Below are 12,003 nucleotides of genomic sequence, written 5' to 3' on the forward strand. Positions count from 1 at the left end.
ATTGCGCGCCATTCAATTGCGCGCAATTAAATTGTGTGCAATGCTTCAGCCGTGAGCGACAGCGATCTGCACCTTCGCAACCAGCTCTGCTTCGCGCTGTACCGCGCGACGCGGCTGATCCAGCAGATCTACCGTCCGCTGCTGGACGAGCTGGGCCTGACCTACCCGCAGTACCTGGTGATGCTGGTGCTGTGGGAGCGGGGCACGGTCACCCTCAAGGAGCTCGGTGCCGAGCTGGACCTCGACTCCGGCACCTTGTCCCCGCTGGTCAAGCGGCTCAAGGCCGCCGGGCTCGTGACCACCGGCAGACGTGCCGAGGACGAGCGTTCGGTGGAGATCGCGTTGACCGGCAAGGGGCGCTCGCTGCGTGAGCGTGCCCGCGACATCCCGGCGAAGATCGGCTGCGCAACCCAGATGCAGCTGGAGGACATCGTCGCCTTGCGTACCGCACTGGGGGAGCTGGCGGACTCCCTCGCCGAAAGTCACACCGCCATGGCGGCCGCGCGATGACAGCGCCGCCCGCCGCCGCGAGACGGGCTGGCTGACCGCCGCCGTCCGCGCCGGCCAGCTCGGCCGTTCCCACGCAAGCGTCCCGGTAGGTGTGTGTCTGCCGGGCGGCACACCGCGCGCCCGCGCGGAATCACCCCGTCCCACCTCGAGGGTGGGGCAGGGCAGGACACCGATGAGGAGATCACCCGATGGAACCCGTCTACACCGCACAAGCCACCGCAACCGGCGCCGGCCGAGACGGCGCGGTCAGCACCTCGGACTACCGGCTGAAGGTCGACCTCAGCGTGCCGAAGGAGCTCGGCGGCGGTGGCGGCGAGGGCACCAACCCGGAGCAGCTGTTCGCAGCGGGCTACGCGGCCTGCTTCCACGGTGCGCTGCAGCTGGTGGCGCGCCGGCGCAAGGTGAGGATCGAGGGCTCCTCGGTGACCGCCGAGGTGGGCATAGGCCCGGACGGCGAGGGCTACGGACTGGCCGTCACCCTGACCGTCGGCGTCCCCGGCGTGGACGCCGATGTCGCCCGCGAGCTGGCCGAGGCCGCGCACCAGGTCTGTCCGTACTCCCGGGCCACCCGGGGCAACATCGACGTCGAGCTGCGCGTCGCCTGACCGTCAGTCGCCGACCGGCACCTGACAGGACTCGGTGAACCCCTGCGCGGGGATGCCGAGCGCGCTGTTGCTGCGAGCCCGCATGTTCTCCAGCGCGATGTGATAGGTCAGCTCCACCACGCCCGCGGGGCCGAACTCGGCCTCGAGTTCGGCCACCTGGGCGTCGGTGACCTCCACCGGGGTCGCGGTCATCGCGTCGGCGTAGGCGAGCGCCAACCGCTCCTGCCTGCTGAACAGGTCGGACGTCGGGTACTCGTCGATGTGCTCGAGCCGCTCGACGTCCAGGCCCTGGTGGATCTGCAGCATGGTGCCGAAGTCGACGCACCACGAGCAGCCGAGCCGCACCGCGGCCCGGTACACCACCAGCTCACGGACTGCCTCGGGCAGTACGCTGCCTGCCCGCTCCACCATGAGTTCGTGCACTACGGTGGCGCGCAGCAGGCCTTTGTGGTGCGCGGTGACGGCCAGCGGGTCGAGGGTCTTGCCGTACCTCTTCTCGGCGAACCGGGCCATCATCCGGTTGGCCAGGCCCGAATTCTTCATGTCCACGGCTGCGATGCGCGGCATGCCGCACTCCCTTCGCTGAACGTTTGCGCTGACACCGCCCTGACGAGGCGGCGGCTGCGCGTGTGACAGCCCGAAGGGGTGATTCAGAGCACACCTGCGGTGCGCAGCTTGTCCGGGTTGCAGTGGTCGTAGAAAGCGACGATGCGGCCGTCGCGAACCACGGCGACGGTCAGCCGCGGATCCAACGGACGGTACTGGTCGTCGCCGGGGTGGTGCGGCAGGAACACCCCGAGGTCGCCGTTGACCAGCATCGGCTGGGCAGCCGAGATGGCCTCGGGCGCGTAGAGCCGCAACAGCCCGAGGTAGAACCGGACGATCTTGTCCGCACCCTGCATGACACGCCGGGCCGTGCGAGCCTTGCCGTCGGAGTCGCCGATCAGCACCGCGTCCGGGTGCAGCAGTGCGGTCAGCCGTTCCGTGTCCCGCGCCAGCAGAGCGGCGATGAACTGTTCGACCACCTGACGCTGCTCGGCCAGGTCGATCCGCGGTGGCACGTCGGCTTCCGCCAGCACGCGCCTTCCCCGGCTGGCGTGCTGCCGTGCCGTCGTTTCGCTGCACCCGAGCACCTCGGCGATCTCGGCGAACGGCACGCCGAAAGCGTCGTGCAGCACGAACGCCACACGCTGTTCCGGAGTCAGCTTGTCCAGCACGACCATCGCCGCCAGGCGGACCTCCTCGCCCTGGACGGCGAGCTGCAGCGGATCGTCCTGGCGCGGCCCGTCCAGCGGGGTGACGACGGGCTCGGGCAGCCACGGCCCGGCATAGGACTCCCGGCGCACAGCGGCCGAACGCAGGCGGTCCAGGCAGATACGGCTGACCACGGTGGTCGACCACGCGGCCAGTTCCCGGATGCCGTCGCGTTCGGCCGCGTCCAGCCCTTGCACGCGCAGCCATGCCTCTTGCACCGCGTCCTCGGCGTCCGCGCGCGTGCCGGTCAGCCGGTAGGCGAGGGCGAGCAGCCTGCCGCGCAGCGCAGTGAACTGCTCAGCGAGGACGTCGAGCGAGGTCATGGCGCCCCGGTGGGACTACTCGGTGATGAACAACGCGGCCATCGGGCAGCTGTCGACACCGATCCGCGCCTTCTCCTCCTTGTCCGCGGGTACGTCGCGGTCCTTGCCGACCGCGCTGTAGCCGTCGTCGTCGAGCGGGAACAGCTCGGGGTCGACCTCGTGGCACTGCCCGATGCCGGCGCACTGATCGGACTCGACGCTGATGCGCATGTGCTGGTCTCCCTTCACGGGAACTGGGGATCTCGCCTTCCACCGTGCACGGTAGCGGGTCACGGCTGGGATGGAAGTCCTAGACTAATGGCGTGCCACGGCTGATCCGGGAGAGCGACATCGCGGAAGTTCGCGAGCGCAACCGGATCGACGAGGTGGTCTCCGATTACGTCGCGCTACGCCGCGCAGGTGGCGGCTCGTTGAAGGGCCTGTGCCCGTTCCACGACGAGAAGACCCCGTCGTTCAACGTGCGTCCGTCGCACGGCACCTTCCACTGCTTCGGCTGCGGCGAAGGCGGCGATGTGATCAAGTTCATCATGCAGATCGAGCACATCGGGTTCGTCGAGGCGGTGCAACGGCTGGCGGACCGGGTCGGCTACACACTGACCTACACCGGCGGCGGTGCGGCCGTGCAGCGCGACCGGGGAACCCGGGCTCGGTTGATCGAGGCGCATCGCGCCGCGCAGGAGTTCTACGCCGAGCAGCTGAACACCCCCGAGGCGCAGCCCGCGCGGCAGTTCCTGGCCGAGCGCGGCTTCGACGCCGCGGACGTCCGGCGGTTCGGCTGCGGGTACGCGCCGAGCGGCTGGGACCAGCTGACCCGGTACCTGCTGTCCAAGGGCTTCGAGGTCGAGGAGCTGTACAAGGCGCAGCTGGCCAAGCAGGGCTCACGCGGCAAGCCGCTGGACCGGTTCCACCGCAGGCTGCTGTGGCCGATCCGCGACCTGGCCGGGGACGTGGTCGGGTTCGGCGCGCGCAGGCTGTTCGACGACGACAAGATCGAGGCGAAGTACCTCAACACCGGGGAGAGCCCGATCTACCGGAAGTCCCAGGTGCTGTTCGGGCTGGACCTGGCCAAGCGGGAGATCGCCAAGCGGCACCAGGTCGTCGTCGTGGAGGGCTACACCGACGTGATGGCCATGCACGCCGCCGGGGTGCCGACCGCGGTGGCCACGTCGGGGACGGCGTTCGGTGCCGATCACATGACGGTGCTGCGTCGGCTGATGATGGACGACGACACCTTCCGTGGTGAGGTGATCTTCACCTTCGACGGCGACGAAGCCGGCCAGAAGGCCGCGCTGAAGGCGTTCGAGGGCGACCAGACCTTCGCCGGGCAGACCTACATCGCGATCGCGCCGGACGGCATGGATCCGTGCGAGCTGCGCCTGGCCAAGGGCGACGCGGCGGTCCGGGACCTGGTGGCCCGGCGCATCCCCCTGTTCGAGTTCGCGATCAAGTCGATCCTGCGCGAGTACGACCTGGACTCGGTGGACGGGCAGGTCGCGGCCCTGCAGCGGACCGTGCCGCTGGTGGCCAGGATCAAGGACGAGGCGAAGCGGGACGGCTACGCGGCGAAGCTGGCGTTCTGGACCGGGTGGCAGGACGAGGCGATGGTCGTGCGGCGGGTACGCGAGACGGCGGGGGCCGAGGTCGTGGTCCGCCGCAGGGCGGCCCGCAACGGGTCGCCGCGCAAGGCGCAAGGAAGCCTGCCCCGGCCGGATCCGCGCGACCCGTCCCTGGAGGCGCAGCGCGAGGTGCTGAAGGCCGCACTGCAGGAACCGGCGCTGGCCGGGCCGACCTACGACGCGCTGCCGGAGGAGGCTTTCACCCACCCGGTCTATGTCGCGATCCACAAGGCCGTGCTGGCCGCGGGCGGCGCGGCATCGGGGCTGCGGGGTCCGGAGCTGCTGGAGGCGGCCGGCAAGCACTGCTCGGACGAGACGGCGAAGGTCGTGCTGTCCGAGCTGGCGGTCGAGCCGCTGCGCACCAAGGACGGTGAGGCCGACGCGCATTACGTCGACACGGTGCTCGCCGCGGTCCAGCAGAGCCTCGTCGGCCGGCAGATCGCCGACGTGAAGTCGAAGCTGCAACGGCTGTCGCCGGTGGATCAGCCCGAGGAGTACCACGCGCTGTTCGGTGATCTGGTGGCGCTGGAGCAGTACCGCAAGGCGCTGCTCGAGCGCGCGGTCGGAGGCTTGACCTGATGAAGTGGCTGCGACGGCTGCTGGGCGACGATCTGCCGGATGGTTTCACCGGGTCGCTCGACCCGAACGAGCACGTGCTGGCTCAGGCCGACGGCGTGGTGGCGACCAACCGTGGTCTGTGGCTGCCGGAAGGCGACGGCTACCGGCACGTCGCATGGCATTTCGTGACGAAGGCGACGTGGGGCGACGGCAAGCTCACCGTGGTGTGGGCGCAGCAGACGCAGACGGCGGGCAAGGCGGTGCTGATCGCGGATCTGCCGCCACGCACGTTCGAACTCACCCAGCCGGGCAAACTGCCCGCGGTCGTGCACAAGCGAGTCGAGGGGTCGATCACCTCGCGCTACCGCAAGGAGTTGCCGGACGGCGGCGGCGTGTGGTTCGTGCAGCGCAAGACTCCGGACGGTCCGGTGCTGCAGGCACGGCCCGATCCGGGCACCGACGTGGACGTGGTCGCCGCCATCGCCAGGGAGGCGGCGGACAAGCTGGTGGGCCGCTGAGCATGTGGGATCCCGGGAAGTATCTGCGGTACGCCGACGAGCGGGCCAGGCCGTTCGCCGAACTGCTCAACCGGGTGGATGCGGACAAGCCACGCCGGGGCGTAGACCTCGGCTGCGGCCCCGGTCATCTCACCGTGCGGTTGATCGAGCGCTGGCCGGACGCCCAGGTCAAGGCGCTGGACAGCTCGCCGGAGATGGTCGCGGCCGCCCGCGCGAACGGGATCGACGCCCGGGTGCAGGACGTCCGGGACTGGGTGCCGCCCGCCGATGCCGACGTGGTGGTCTGCAACGCGGTGCTGCAGTGGGTCCCCGGGCACGAGGAGTTGCTGCCGCGGTGGGCCGAGGCCCTGCCGCCGGGCGCGTGGCTGGCGGTGCAGGTGCCCGGTCATCAGCGATCGCCGTCGCATCAGCTGGTCAGGGAGTTCGTCGCCGACCCGCGCTGGGGCCTGGACGGCGAGGCCCAGGTTCGTGACGTTCTCGACCCGATGGGTTACGCCGAACTGTTGGAGAAGGCCGGCTGCACCGTCGACGCATGGGAAACCACCTACCTGCAGCGGCTCCACGGGCCGGATGCGGTGCTGGAATGGCTCACCGGGACGACGCTGCGGCCGATCCGCGCAGCGTTGAACGACGAACGGTGGGCGGACTTCTGCGCGCAGCTCGGCGCGCGGCTACGCGAGGCGTACCCGATGCGTCCGGACGGCACCACGTGGTTCCCTTTCCGGCGGGTCTTCTTCGTGGCCCGGACTCGTCAGGCGGCGTAGCGCTGCGGTGCACCGTCGGCTGCTTGAGCCCGCTAGTGCTGGGCCTCCCCGGGCTGGGGGTTGCTCGCGCTCGCCGTGGCTGCGGCGGGCTTGGATTTCCCGGGCTCGGTGACGAACGGCACCTTCTCCGAGACCTTCGCCCTGGCGACGCCGGCAGCGCTCTGCACAGCGGGATGCTCGGCCAGCTTCCGGTAGCCACGCACCATCTGCTCGTAGCGGCTGCGACCGGCGCGGGTCCCCAGCACGTAACCGACTGCGGCGGCAAGAAGTATGCGCACCATGGCCTCCTCCTCGTAGGAACGTGCGGGCTGGATTCCCGCTTCGGCGCGCCGTCACTCATCGGCTTCGCAAGGTGCACCCCGCTGCTGGGGCCCCGGAAGCCATGGGATAAAGTTTGCTCGTGCCGCGCCGCGAGGGGCACGGGACGACTTTCCCCTGTAGCTCAATTGGCAGAGCAACCGGCTGTTAACCGGTAGGTTGTTGGTTCGAGTCCAACCGGGGGAGCAAAACCTCACGTCAGAGGGTCTCCGATCATCAAGGCTCGCCGATCCAGCGAACCCGCCAAGACCCCCCACAAACATCAACCGTTCGAGCTGACATCGACCATCTCTTCGAGCAGCTGCGCACTGATCGCGTCGGCCCCTGCTCGGGCGTCGGCAGTGCTGTCCGGCCAGTCGCAGTCCGTGTGCTCGCGTTGAGCTTGGCCACTGAGTCGCCGAGCCGATCGGCGGTCGTCGTCGGCGGTCCCACCTCAACCGAGACCGTCGCGATCCTGAAACCCGGCGCACGGTGTCGCGTACTCGAGTCGCACGCCTGCGGCCCATAAGCCCGGCCGCCGACGTCCGTCGATCGGTCCGCACCGCCGCAGGACGTCATGTGTACGGACGCGACGTGCGGTCGGCGCGCCTGCTGCCGCGACGGCATCGACCACCTCGAGCGCGTTCGGGCACGCCGACCGGTCAGGGCTTCCGGCGCCAGGATTCGGCGAGGGCGCGCCGGGACGTCGCGCTGCCCGAAACCGGCTGGACGGGCAGGCATGCCCACCCTGTCAGTGTTGGACGCAGTGATCGCCCCACCGCTCGCTTGGTGGTCGCTGAACGGAGGTTCGCGGCGCGGTCACGGACCGCCGTCGTCGGCAGGACGGCCGGCGCGCCCTCGGATTCGGCCCGGACAGGACGTGTGCGGTCGACAGCGAGAATCGATACCCGGCCGGCCCGGCAGAGCCCCGTGCCCCGAGCATGGTGCCGGGCAGGCTCCGGGTCACCCCACCGGCTCCGGCAGCCGCGCGAGCACTGCGCTCAGGGCCCGAAGCAGGGCGTTCTCGGCATCGGGCACGGGGCTCGTCGATCGGTAGGCGACATGATGATCCGGGCGCACGAGAACCGCTCCTCCGCGGTCCAGCTGACTCAACCGGGCCCAGGCCCCGTCGGGGTCGGTGTATTCGCCGTTCTCGCCGATCGTCACAGTTCGCAGCGGAATTCTCAGCCCTTCCGCGACGGCCGAGGCGGCTGCCGTCCAGGCCGTGCCGCTGGGATCGGTCATCAGCACGAATCCGCGTTTGTCCACGAGATCGTGGGTGGACACCCGTCGGCCGCCATGGTTCAGCCACACGTGTGGCAGACGGTGGCCTGGCCGGGTCGTCGGGCGGTACTCGAATCCCATCGGATCCCGCGGTGGGGGAGCGGTGCCGTCGGGTACGACGGCACCGTCGTCGTATCGGTATCCGAGCTCGATGTCGTGCGAGTGGAACTCCGTGCGCTGGGTTTCGATCACCTGAACGGCACGTGCCCGGTGTGGCCCCCATCGGTGTGTCGGCGAGCAGTGCCGCGATCGCCTGGTGGCGTTGCTCCGGTGTCTGGTTCGGGCTCAAGCCCAGACCGGCGTTGATCACCGTGTGGTTGACGAAGGTGAACATCGCCCAATCCACGTAACCGGCGTCGACGGGGCGGCGTTCGGTTTCGTAACTGTCGAGCAGGGCGGGGGAGGCGGTGCCGTCGAGTACGGCGGCGAGTTTCCAGGCGAGGTTGTGGACGTCGTGAATCGCGCTGTTGAGGCCGAGCGCGGTCGTCGGCGGAGTGCGGTGCGCGGCGTCACCGGCCAGGAACACCCGGCCCGCACGGAATCGCTCGGCCAGGGCGCCCTCCGGACCCCAACGGCTCACGTTCAGCACCTCGACGTCGAGGTCGGGAATTTTCAGCAACCGTCGCAGATGCGCGACGAGCACGTCGTGATCGAACATCCGCTGCGGATCGTCCGGCGGGAAAGTGAAATGCAGGACCCATTCCTCGGAGTTCCTGCCCCAGGTCGGCCCCATCGGGAGGAGCGCTCCGCTGCCGAACGGGCCGCCGCCGTCGGGGTCGATCAGCCAGGTGATGACGCTGTCGCCGGAGAAATGGGCGGACAAGTCCGCCTTGAAGTGACATCCGATGATGTCGATCAGGCGACCGGAACCGGCCAGCACGACACCGAGTTTCTGGCCGACGAATCTTCCGCCGTCCGCGCCGATCAGGTATTGGCAGCGGACTCGGTAGGCGGTTCCGTTCTTCGGTTCGATCGTGGCGGTCACGCCGGTGTCGTCCTGCGTGAAATCCACCAGCTCGTGGCCGAATCGAATTCGGCCGGGAGCGCGATCCTCGGCCATGCGCCGCAGGATCGGCTCCAATCGGACTTGCGGCAGATTGGTCGGCAGGCTGGGACTGTCTCGGAGGTAGCGCTCGCGCAGCTGGCCGCCGCCGAAGGCGTCCATGGCGTGGATGACCTTGCCGTCGAGCGGCCCGTCGCCCCCGAGCGACGTTCGCCACGTCGCCTTGCCGAACGCTTCCAGAGGTGCGCCGGCCGCGACGATCGGTTCGGCGATCCCGAACTGGCGGAAGATCTCCATCGTGCGCTGGTTCAGGTAGTGCGCCTTCGGGACCGGCGACGTGCTGTCGTGTCGTTCGACGAGCAGCGTTTCGACGCCGAGCTCGGACAGCAGGATCGACGAGGTCAAGCCGCATCCGCCGCCGCCAACGATGAGAACGGGAACGTTCACGTCAGGCACCATGGGCACTCCGATCGACAGTTCCGGCCGACCGCGACGGCCGTCAGGGGGACGGGAAGCAGTCCCCTGCCCGGCTCGGTCGTGCCGGCCGGGCAGGGGGAGTCATTCGGCGAAGACGTCGGTCAGATCCCCGTACAGGCGCTGCTCGACGAAGCGGCCGTCGGAATTCACCGTGGTCACCGCACAACCCGGGATGCTCACGTGCTTGCCGTTTTTCAGGTCGTACGTGATGCGCAGCTCGAAAATCACGTCGCGCAGGCCGTCACCGCGGGGAATGTCGAAGAATGTGAGGACGTCGTGCTTGATTTTGTTGCACTGGTCCAGCACTCGGTCGATACCGGCTCTGGTGGCGGACCGGCCGACGGCGGGGGCGGCATTGGCGAACTTGAATTTGATATCTTCTGTCGTCAGTTCCATGGCGTCGTCGACATGACCGTTGTCGATGAGCTCGTAATATTTTTCGACGAACGAACGCGAAGTCAGAGCAGTCGTCATCATTCGCCTCCAGTATGACGCGATGGAGTCCGGCTGCAGTTGAAGCAACTCGTGGGTAATGGGGCGCTCGGCAGAGTAATCCCGTGCACCAGGCGGTCAATGCGGCGATTGCGCGGAGCCCGAGGTGCCGGTGATCGTACGTGCATGCGCCTGACGTGCAAGACACGACAAGGGTGGAATGAAAAACGCAATCCGGGTGCGCTGCCTCTGCTCAGCGGTATGGTGCTGGCCGGTTTCTGTGGTAGTCGTCACACCATCAAGCCATCTCCGTCTCCTACCGGGTGGTCATTTGCTCCGGCGGAGGGACGCGGCTTGGTGGTGTCCGGGATCCACCGATTGGCACGAGGCCGTCAGCCGGGACGGGATGGACTACGCATCCGTGCCCGTCGTGTCGGAGGCGCGCGGCGCTGTGTCGTCCGCCCTCGGTGCGATGAACTCGACGGACCCGGCGGTGCGGATGAACTCGAGGACTCGCCCGGATTCGCCGTCGTGTGCGGCAGAGGCGTCGCCGGCCGAGGTGCGGCGGCTCGGCAACAGGTCGCCGGGCCACGAACGGAATGCCGAATCCGAACGACGAACGTCCCGCGGGGCACCATCGGTGCACGGCCGGTGACATCGGAGGCGGCTGTGCCGGTAACCGGCACGCTGTCCGGTCGGTAGGGGAATGCCGTAGCGTGCAGCGACCGGACCTGGTCGAGCGCACCGACCGCGCAATCGACGCGATCGTGTCGTCCGTGCGCCGAGAACGTGCCACCGTGCCTGAGCTGCCGCGGGGTGGGTGCGGCTTCGGCGCTTGTCCGTGAGAAGGCGGCAGTGGCACGGTGCGCGCTGCTCACGATCGGTGCCAAAGGTGCGGTCGCACGGGAACCCGGTCGTCCGGGTCAGGCTGCCCGGTGCGTGCCTGCCCGCGCGAACACGGCGTGGCCGGTGCTGGTGAGTTCGGCCCGGACCCGTTCGCCGATCTCGGTGGGGCGGGCGGGCCGGATGAGTCCGGCGTGCGCCAGCAGGTGCGCGGTGTACTGGTCACCGCAGCTCAGGCCGTCGATGAACAGATCCGGCTCGCAACTGGCGGTGATCTCGGCGCGCCCCTCGGCGACTGCACGCAGCAACGCCATGGCGCGGTGGCTCGTGAGGAGACTCGGCAGGGTTGCGGCAGACATCGTCGTCCTTCCGAATGGCTCGTCGCTCACCCCACGGAGTGACCCGCGACACGGGTTCGTTCCATCTGGGCCAACTTTTTGTCTCAAAGTCCGTTCGGGTGAGCTCCACGTGGAGGTGCGATGGCGTCTTCGCGGTGAAAATGCCTGGTCAGTCGAGCCGGGTTGGGGGGAGCAGGGGACGCCTGGGTGACGAGCTCCACCGGTGACCTCGTAGTCTGCAAGGTAGTCGCGTTCCGGGCCGGTAGCTCAGTTGGTTAGAGCAGGGGACTCATAATCCCTTGGCCGCGGGTTCAAGTCCCGCCCGGCCCACGACCTGCGGAAACGCTGTGATGGTGGCGAGCACGCCGCTTCACGGGCACGGGATTCGACGCCACTGTCGGCCGCAGCCGGAAGTCCTCTGCCAGGCGAGGTGTCGCGATCCGGGAGCAACGTGCCCAGCCGGAGCGGCGGCGCCGTGCCCGGCGACCGGGCATGCCGGTGTCGGCGTCTGCACCACCGGCGGTCGTTCAGCCGAAAAGGCTCCACCCGGCAGGACTACCGGCACTCGCGCGAGATGGTGGGATCGGGCCACGGTGGAGACGTGGCTGACACGGGTCGTTGGTGGCTCCTGTTGCGCAGCGGCGTACGGCGAAACCCGCTGGTGCGCCGATGCGATCGCATCGAGGCGGTGATCGTGGCGCTGGCCGTGCTGCTGGCGCTGGCCGCGATGCCGCTCGCGGGGGTCGTGGGGTCGTTGGTGCACGCCGAAGTGGTGGACACCGCCGAGGAGCAGCAGGCGAGCCGGACGCAGATCACCGCGACACTGCTGGCGGACGCACCGCCCATGGAGCCGAGGTTGCTCATCACACCGATGGTGCCTGCCGCATGGCACTGGGACGGCAGGCGCATGGTGGAGAAGGTCCCGGCCAATCCGGGGGCACGGCAAGGCGACCGGATCGACATCTGGGTCGACGAGAACGGTCACCGGGTGCCGCCGCCGCTGCCCGTGCCGGACGCTGCATGGGATGCCGCCTGCCTGGCGTTGCTGACCTGGCTCGGCGTGGCCGGTCTGCTGGCGGGAACGGTCGTGCTGGCGCGCAGAGCACTCGATCGGCAGCGGTACGCCATGTGGGAGCGCGAGTGGCGGGAGTTCGGCGAACTCTCGTCGCGGTGATGCGGCA

At 69.1% G+C, this 12,003-nt stretch carries 13 protein-coding genes, 2 tRNA genes and 1 pseudogene; 8 read left to right on the top strand and 8 right to left on the bottom strand.

Translation table 11 applies throughout. The features are described from left to right. Positions 1 to 51: 51 nt before the first annotated feature. Both YWY_RS0103045 and YWY_RS0103050 read left to right on the top strand, forming a co-directional pair. Positions 52 to 510, top strand: a complete 459-nt coding sequence (locus YWY_RS0103045; protein WP_028846409.1) for a MarR family winged helix-turn-helix transcriptional regulator — start codon at positions 52 to 54, stop codon at positions 508 to 510. A 188-nt stretch (positions 511 to 698) separates the two neighbouring features. After that, positions 699 to 1,115 (top strand): organic hydroperoxide resistance protein, encoded by a 417-nt coding sequence (locus YWY_RS0103050; protein WP_028846410.1) that lies wholly within the window; start codon positions 699 to 701, stop codon positions 1,113 to 1,115. 3 nt (positions 1,116 to 1,118) lie between these two features. Here the strand turns inward: YWY_RS0103050 and YWY_RS0103055 are convergent, their stop codons facing one another. From YWY_RS0103055 to YWY_RS0103065, 3 genes are all read right to left on the bottom strand, one after another. Continuing rightward, positions 1,119 to 1,682 carry a carboxymuconolactone decarboxylase family protein gene (locus YWY_RS0103055; RefSeq protein ID WP_028846411.1) on the bottom strand — a complete coding sequence of 188 codons (564 nt, stop codon included), beginning with the start codon at positions 1,680 to 1,682 and terminating at the stop codon, positions 1,119 to 1,121. An 83-nt stretch (positions 1,683 to 1,765) separates the two neighbouring features. Further along, the gene (sigJ, locus tag YWY_RS0103060; RefSeq protein WP_028846412.1) at positions 1,766 to 2,692 is read right to left on the bottom strand and encodes an RNA polymerase sigma factor SigJ; all 927 of its coding nucleotides are present in this window, start codon (positions 2,690 to 2,692) and stop codon (positions 1,766 to 1,768) included. Between the two features lie 15 nt (positions 2,693 to 2,707). Further along, positions 2,708 to 2,902 (bottom strand): ferredoxin, encoded by a 195-nt coding sequence (locus YWY_RS0103065; RefSeq protein ID WP_028846413.1) that lies wholly within the window; start codon positions 2,900 to 2,902, stop codon positions 2,708 to 2,710. 92 nt (positions 2,903 to 2,994) lie between these two features. On the opposite strand from YWY_RS0103065, the gene dnaG reads away from it, so the two are divergent. Genes dnaG through YWY_RS0103080 form a run of 3 tightly spaced genes read left to right on the top strand, consistent with a single transcriptional unit; the run spans position 2,995 to position 6,148 of the window. Beyond that, positions 2,995 to 4,887, top strand: coding sequence for a DNA primase (dnaG, locus tag YWY_RS0103070; protein ID WP_028846414.1), 1,893 nt, complete (start codon positions 2,995 to 2,997; stop codon positions 4,885 to 4,887). Further along, complete coding sequence (locus YWY_RS0103075; protein ID WP_028846415.1) at positions 4,887 to 5,384, top strand: hypothetical protein; 498 nt, start codon at positions 4,887 to 4,889, stop codon at positions 5,382 to 5,384. Before dnaG ends, YWY_RS0103075 begins: the two co-directional genes overlap by 1 nt. A 2-nt stretch (positions 5,385 to 5,386) precedes the next feature. Beyond that, positions 5,387 to 6,148, top strand: coding sequence for a trans-aconitate 2-methyltransferase (locus YWY_RS0103080; RefSeq protein ID WP_028846416.1), 762 nt, complete (start codon positions 5,387 to 5,389; stop codon positions 6,146 to 6,148). 32 nt (positions 6,149 to 6,180) lie between these two features. Here YWY_RS0103080 and YWY_RS0103085 read toward each other — a convergent pair whose 3' ends face one another. Continuing rightward, positions 6,181 to 6,429 (bottom strand): hypothetical protein, encoded by a 249-nt coding sequence (locus tag YWY_RS0103085; RefSeq protein WP_028846417.1) that lies wholly within the window; start codon positions 6,427 to 6,429, stop codon positions 6,181 to 6,183. A gap of 150 nt (positions 6,430 to 6,579) precedes the next feature. Here YWY_RS0103085 and YWY_RS0103090 point away from each other — a divergent pair. Further along, positions 6,580 to 6,652, top strand: a tRNA-Asn gene (locus tag YWY_RS0103090). Positions 6,653 to 7,408: 756 nt separating this feature from the next. Here YWY_RS0103090 and YWY_RS24995 read toward each other — a convergent pair. The 4 genes and pseudogenes from YWY_RS24995 to YWY_RS0103125 all read right to left on the bottom strand — a co-directional run bounded on the left by YWY_RS24995 (position 7,409) and on the right by YWY_RS0103125 (position 10,843). Continuing rightward, the gene (locus YWY_RS24995; RefSeq protein ID WP_353744555.1) at positions 7,409 to 7,810 is read right to left on the bottom strand and encodes an aromatic-ring hydroxylase C-terminal domain-containing protein; all 402 of its coding nucleotides are present in this window, start codon (positions 7,808 to 7,810) and stop codon (positions 7,409 to 7,411) included. Between the two features lie 268 nt (positions 7,811 to 8,078). Continuing rightward, positions 8,079 to 9,191 (bottom strand): annotated as a pseudogene (locus tag YWY_RS25000) (FAD-dependent monooxygenase); the annotation flags it as partial. Positions 9,192 to 9,290: 99 nt separating this feature from the next. After that, on the bottom strand, positions 9,291 to 9,686 hold the full coding sequence (locus YWY_RS0103115; RefSeq protein WP_028846419.1) for a nuclear transport factor 2 family protein: 396 nt from the start codon (positions 9,684 to 9,686) through the stop codon (positions 9,291 to 9,293). Between the two features lie 878 nt (positions 9,687 to 10,564). Further along, positions 10,565 to 10,843, bottom strand: coding sequence for a hypothetical protein (locus YWY_RS0103125; protein ID WP_028846421.1), 279 nt, complete (start codon positions 10,841 to 10,843; stop codon positions 10,565 to 10,567). Between the two features lie 235 nt (positions 10,844 to 11,078). Here YWY_RS0103125 and YWY_RS0103130 point away from each other — a divergent pair. Together YWY_RS0103130 and YWY_RS0103135 are read left to right on the top strand one after the other, a co-directional pair. Next, a tRNA-Ile gene (locus YWY_RS0103130) sits at positions 11,079 to 11,152 on the top strand. Positions 11,153 to 11,423: 271 nt separating this feature from the next. Then, complete coding sequence (locus tag YWY_RS0103135) at positions 11,424 to 11,996, top strand: Rv1733c family protein (protein ID WP_028846422.1); 573 nt, start codon at positions 11,424 to 11,426, stop codon at positions 11,994 to 11,996. The last annotated feature ends 7 nt before the right edge of the window (positions 11,997 to 12,003 follow it).

This window comes from Thermocrispum agreste DSM 44070 (genome assembly GCF_000427905.1).
In the GTDB taxonomy this organism is placed as follows: domain Bacteria; phylum Actinomycetota; class Actinomycetes; order Mycobacteriales; family Pseudonocardiaceae; genus Thermocrispum; species Thermocrispum agreste.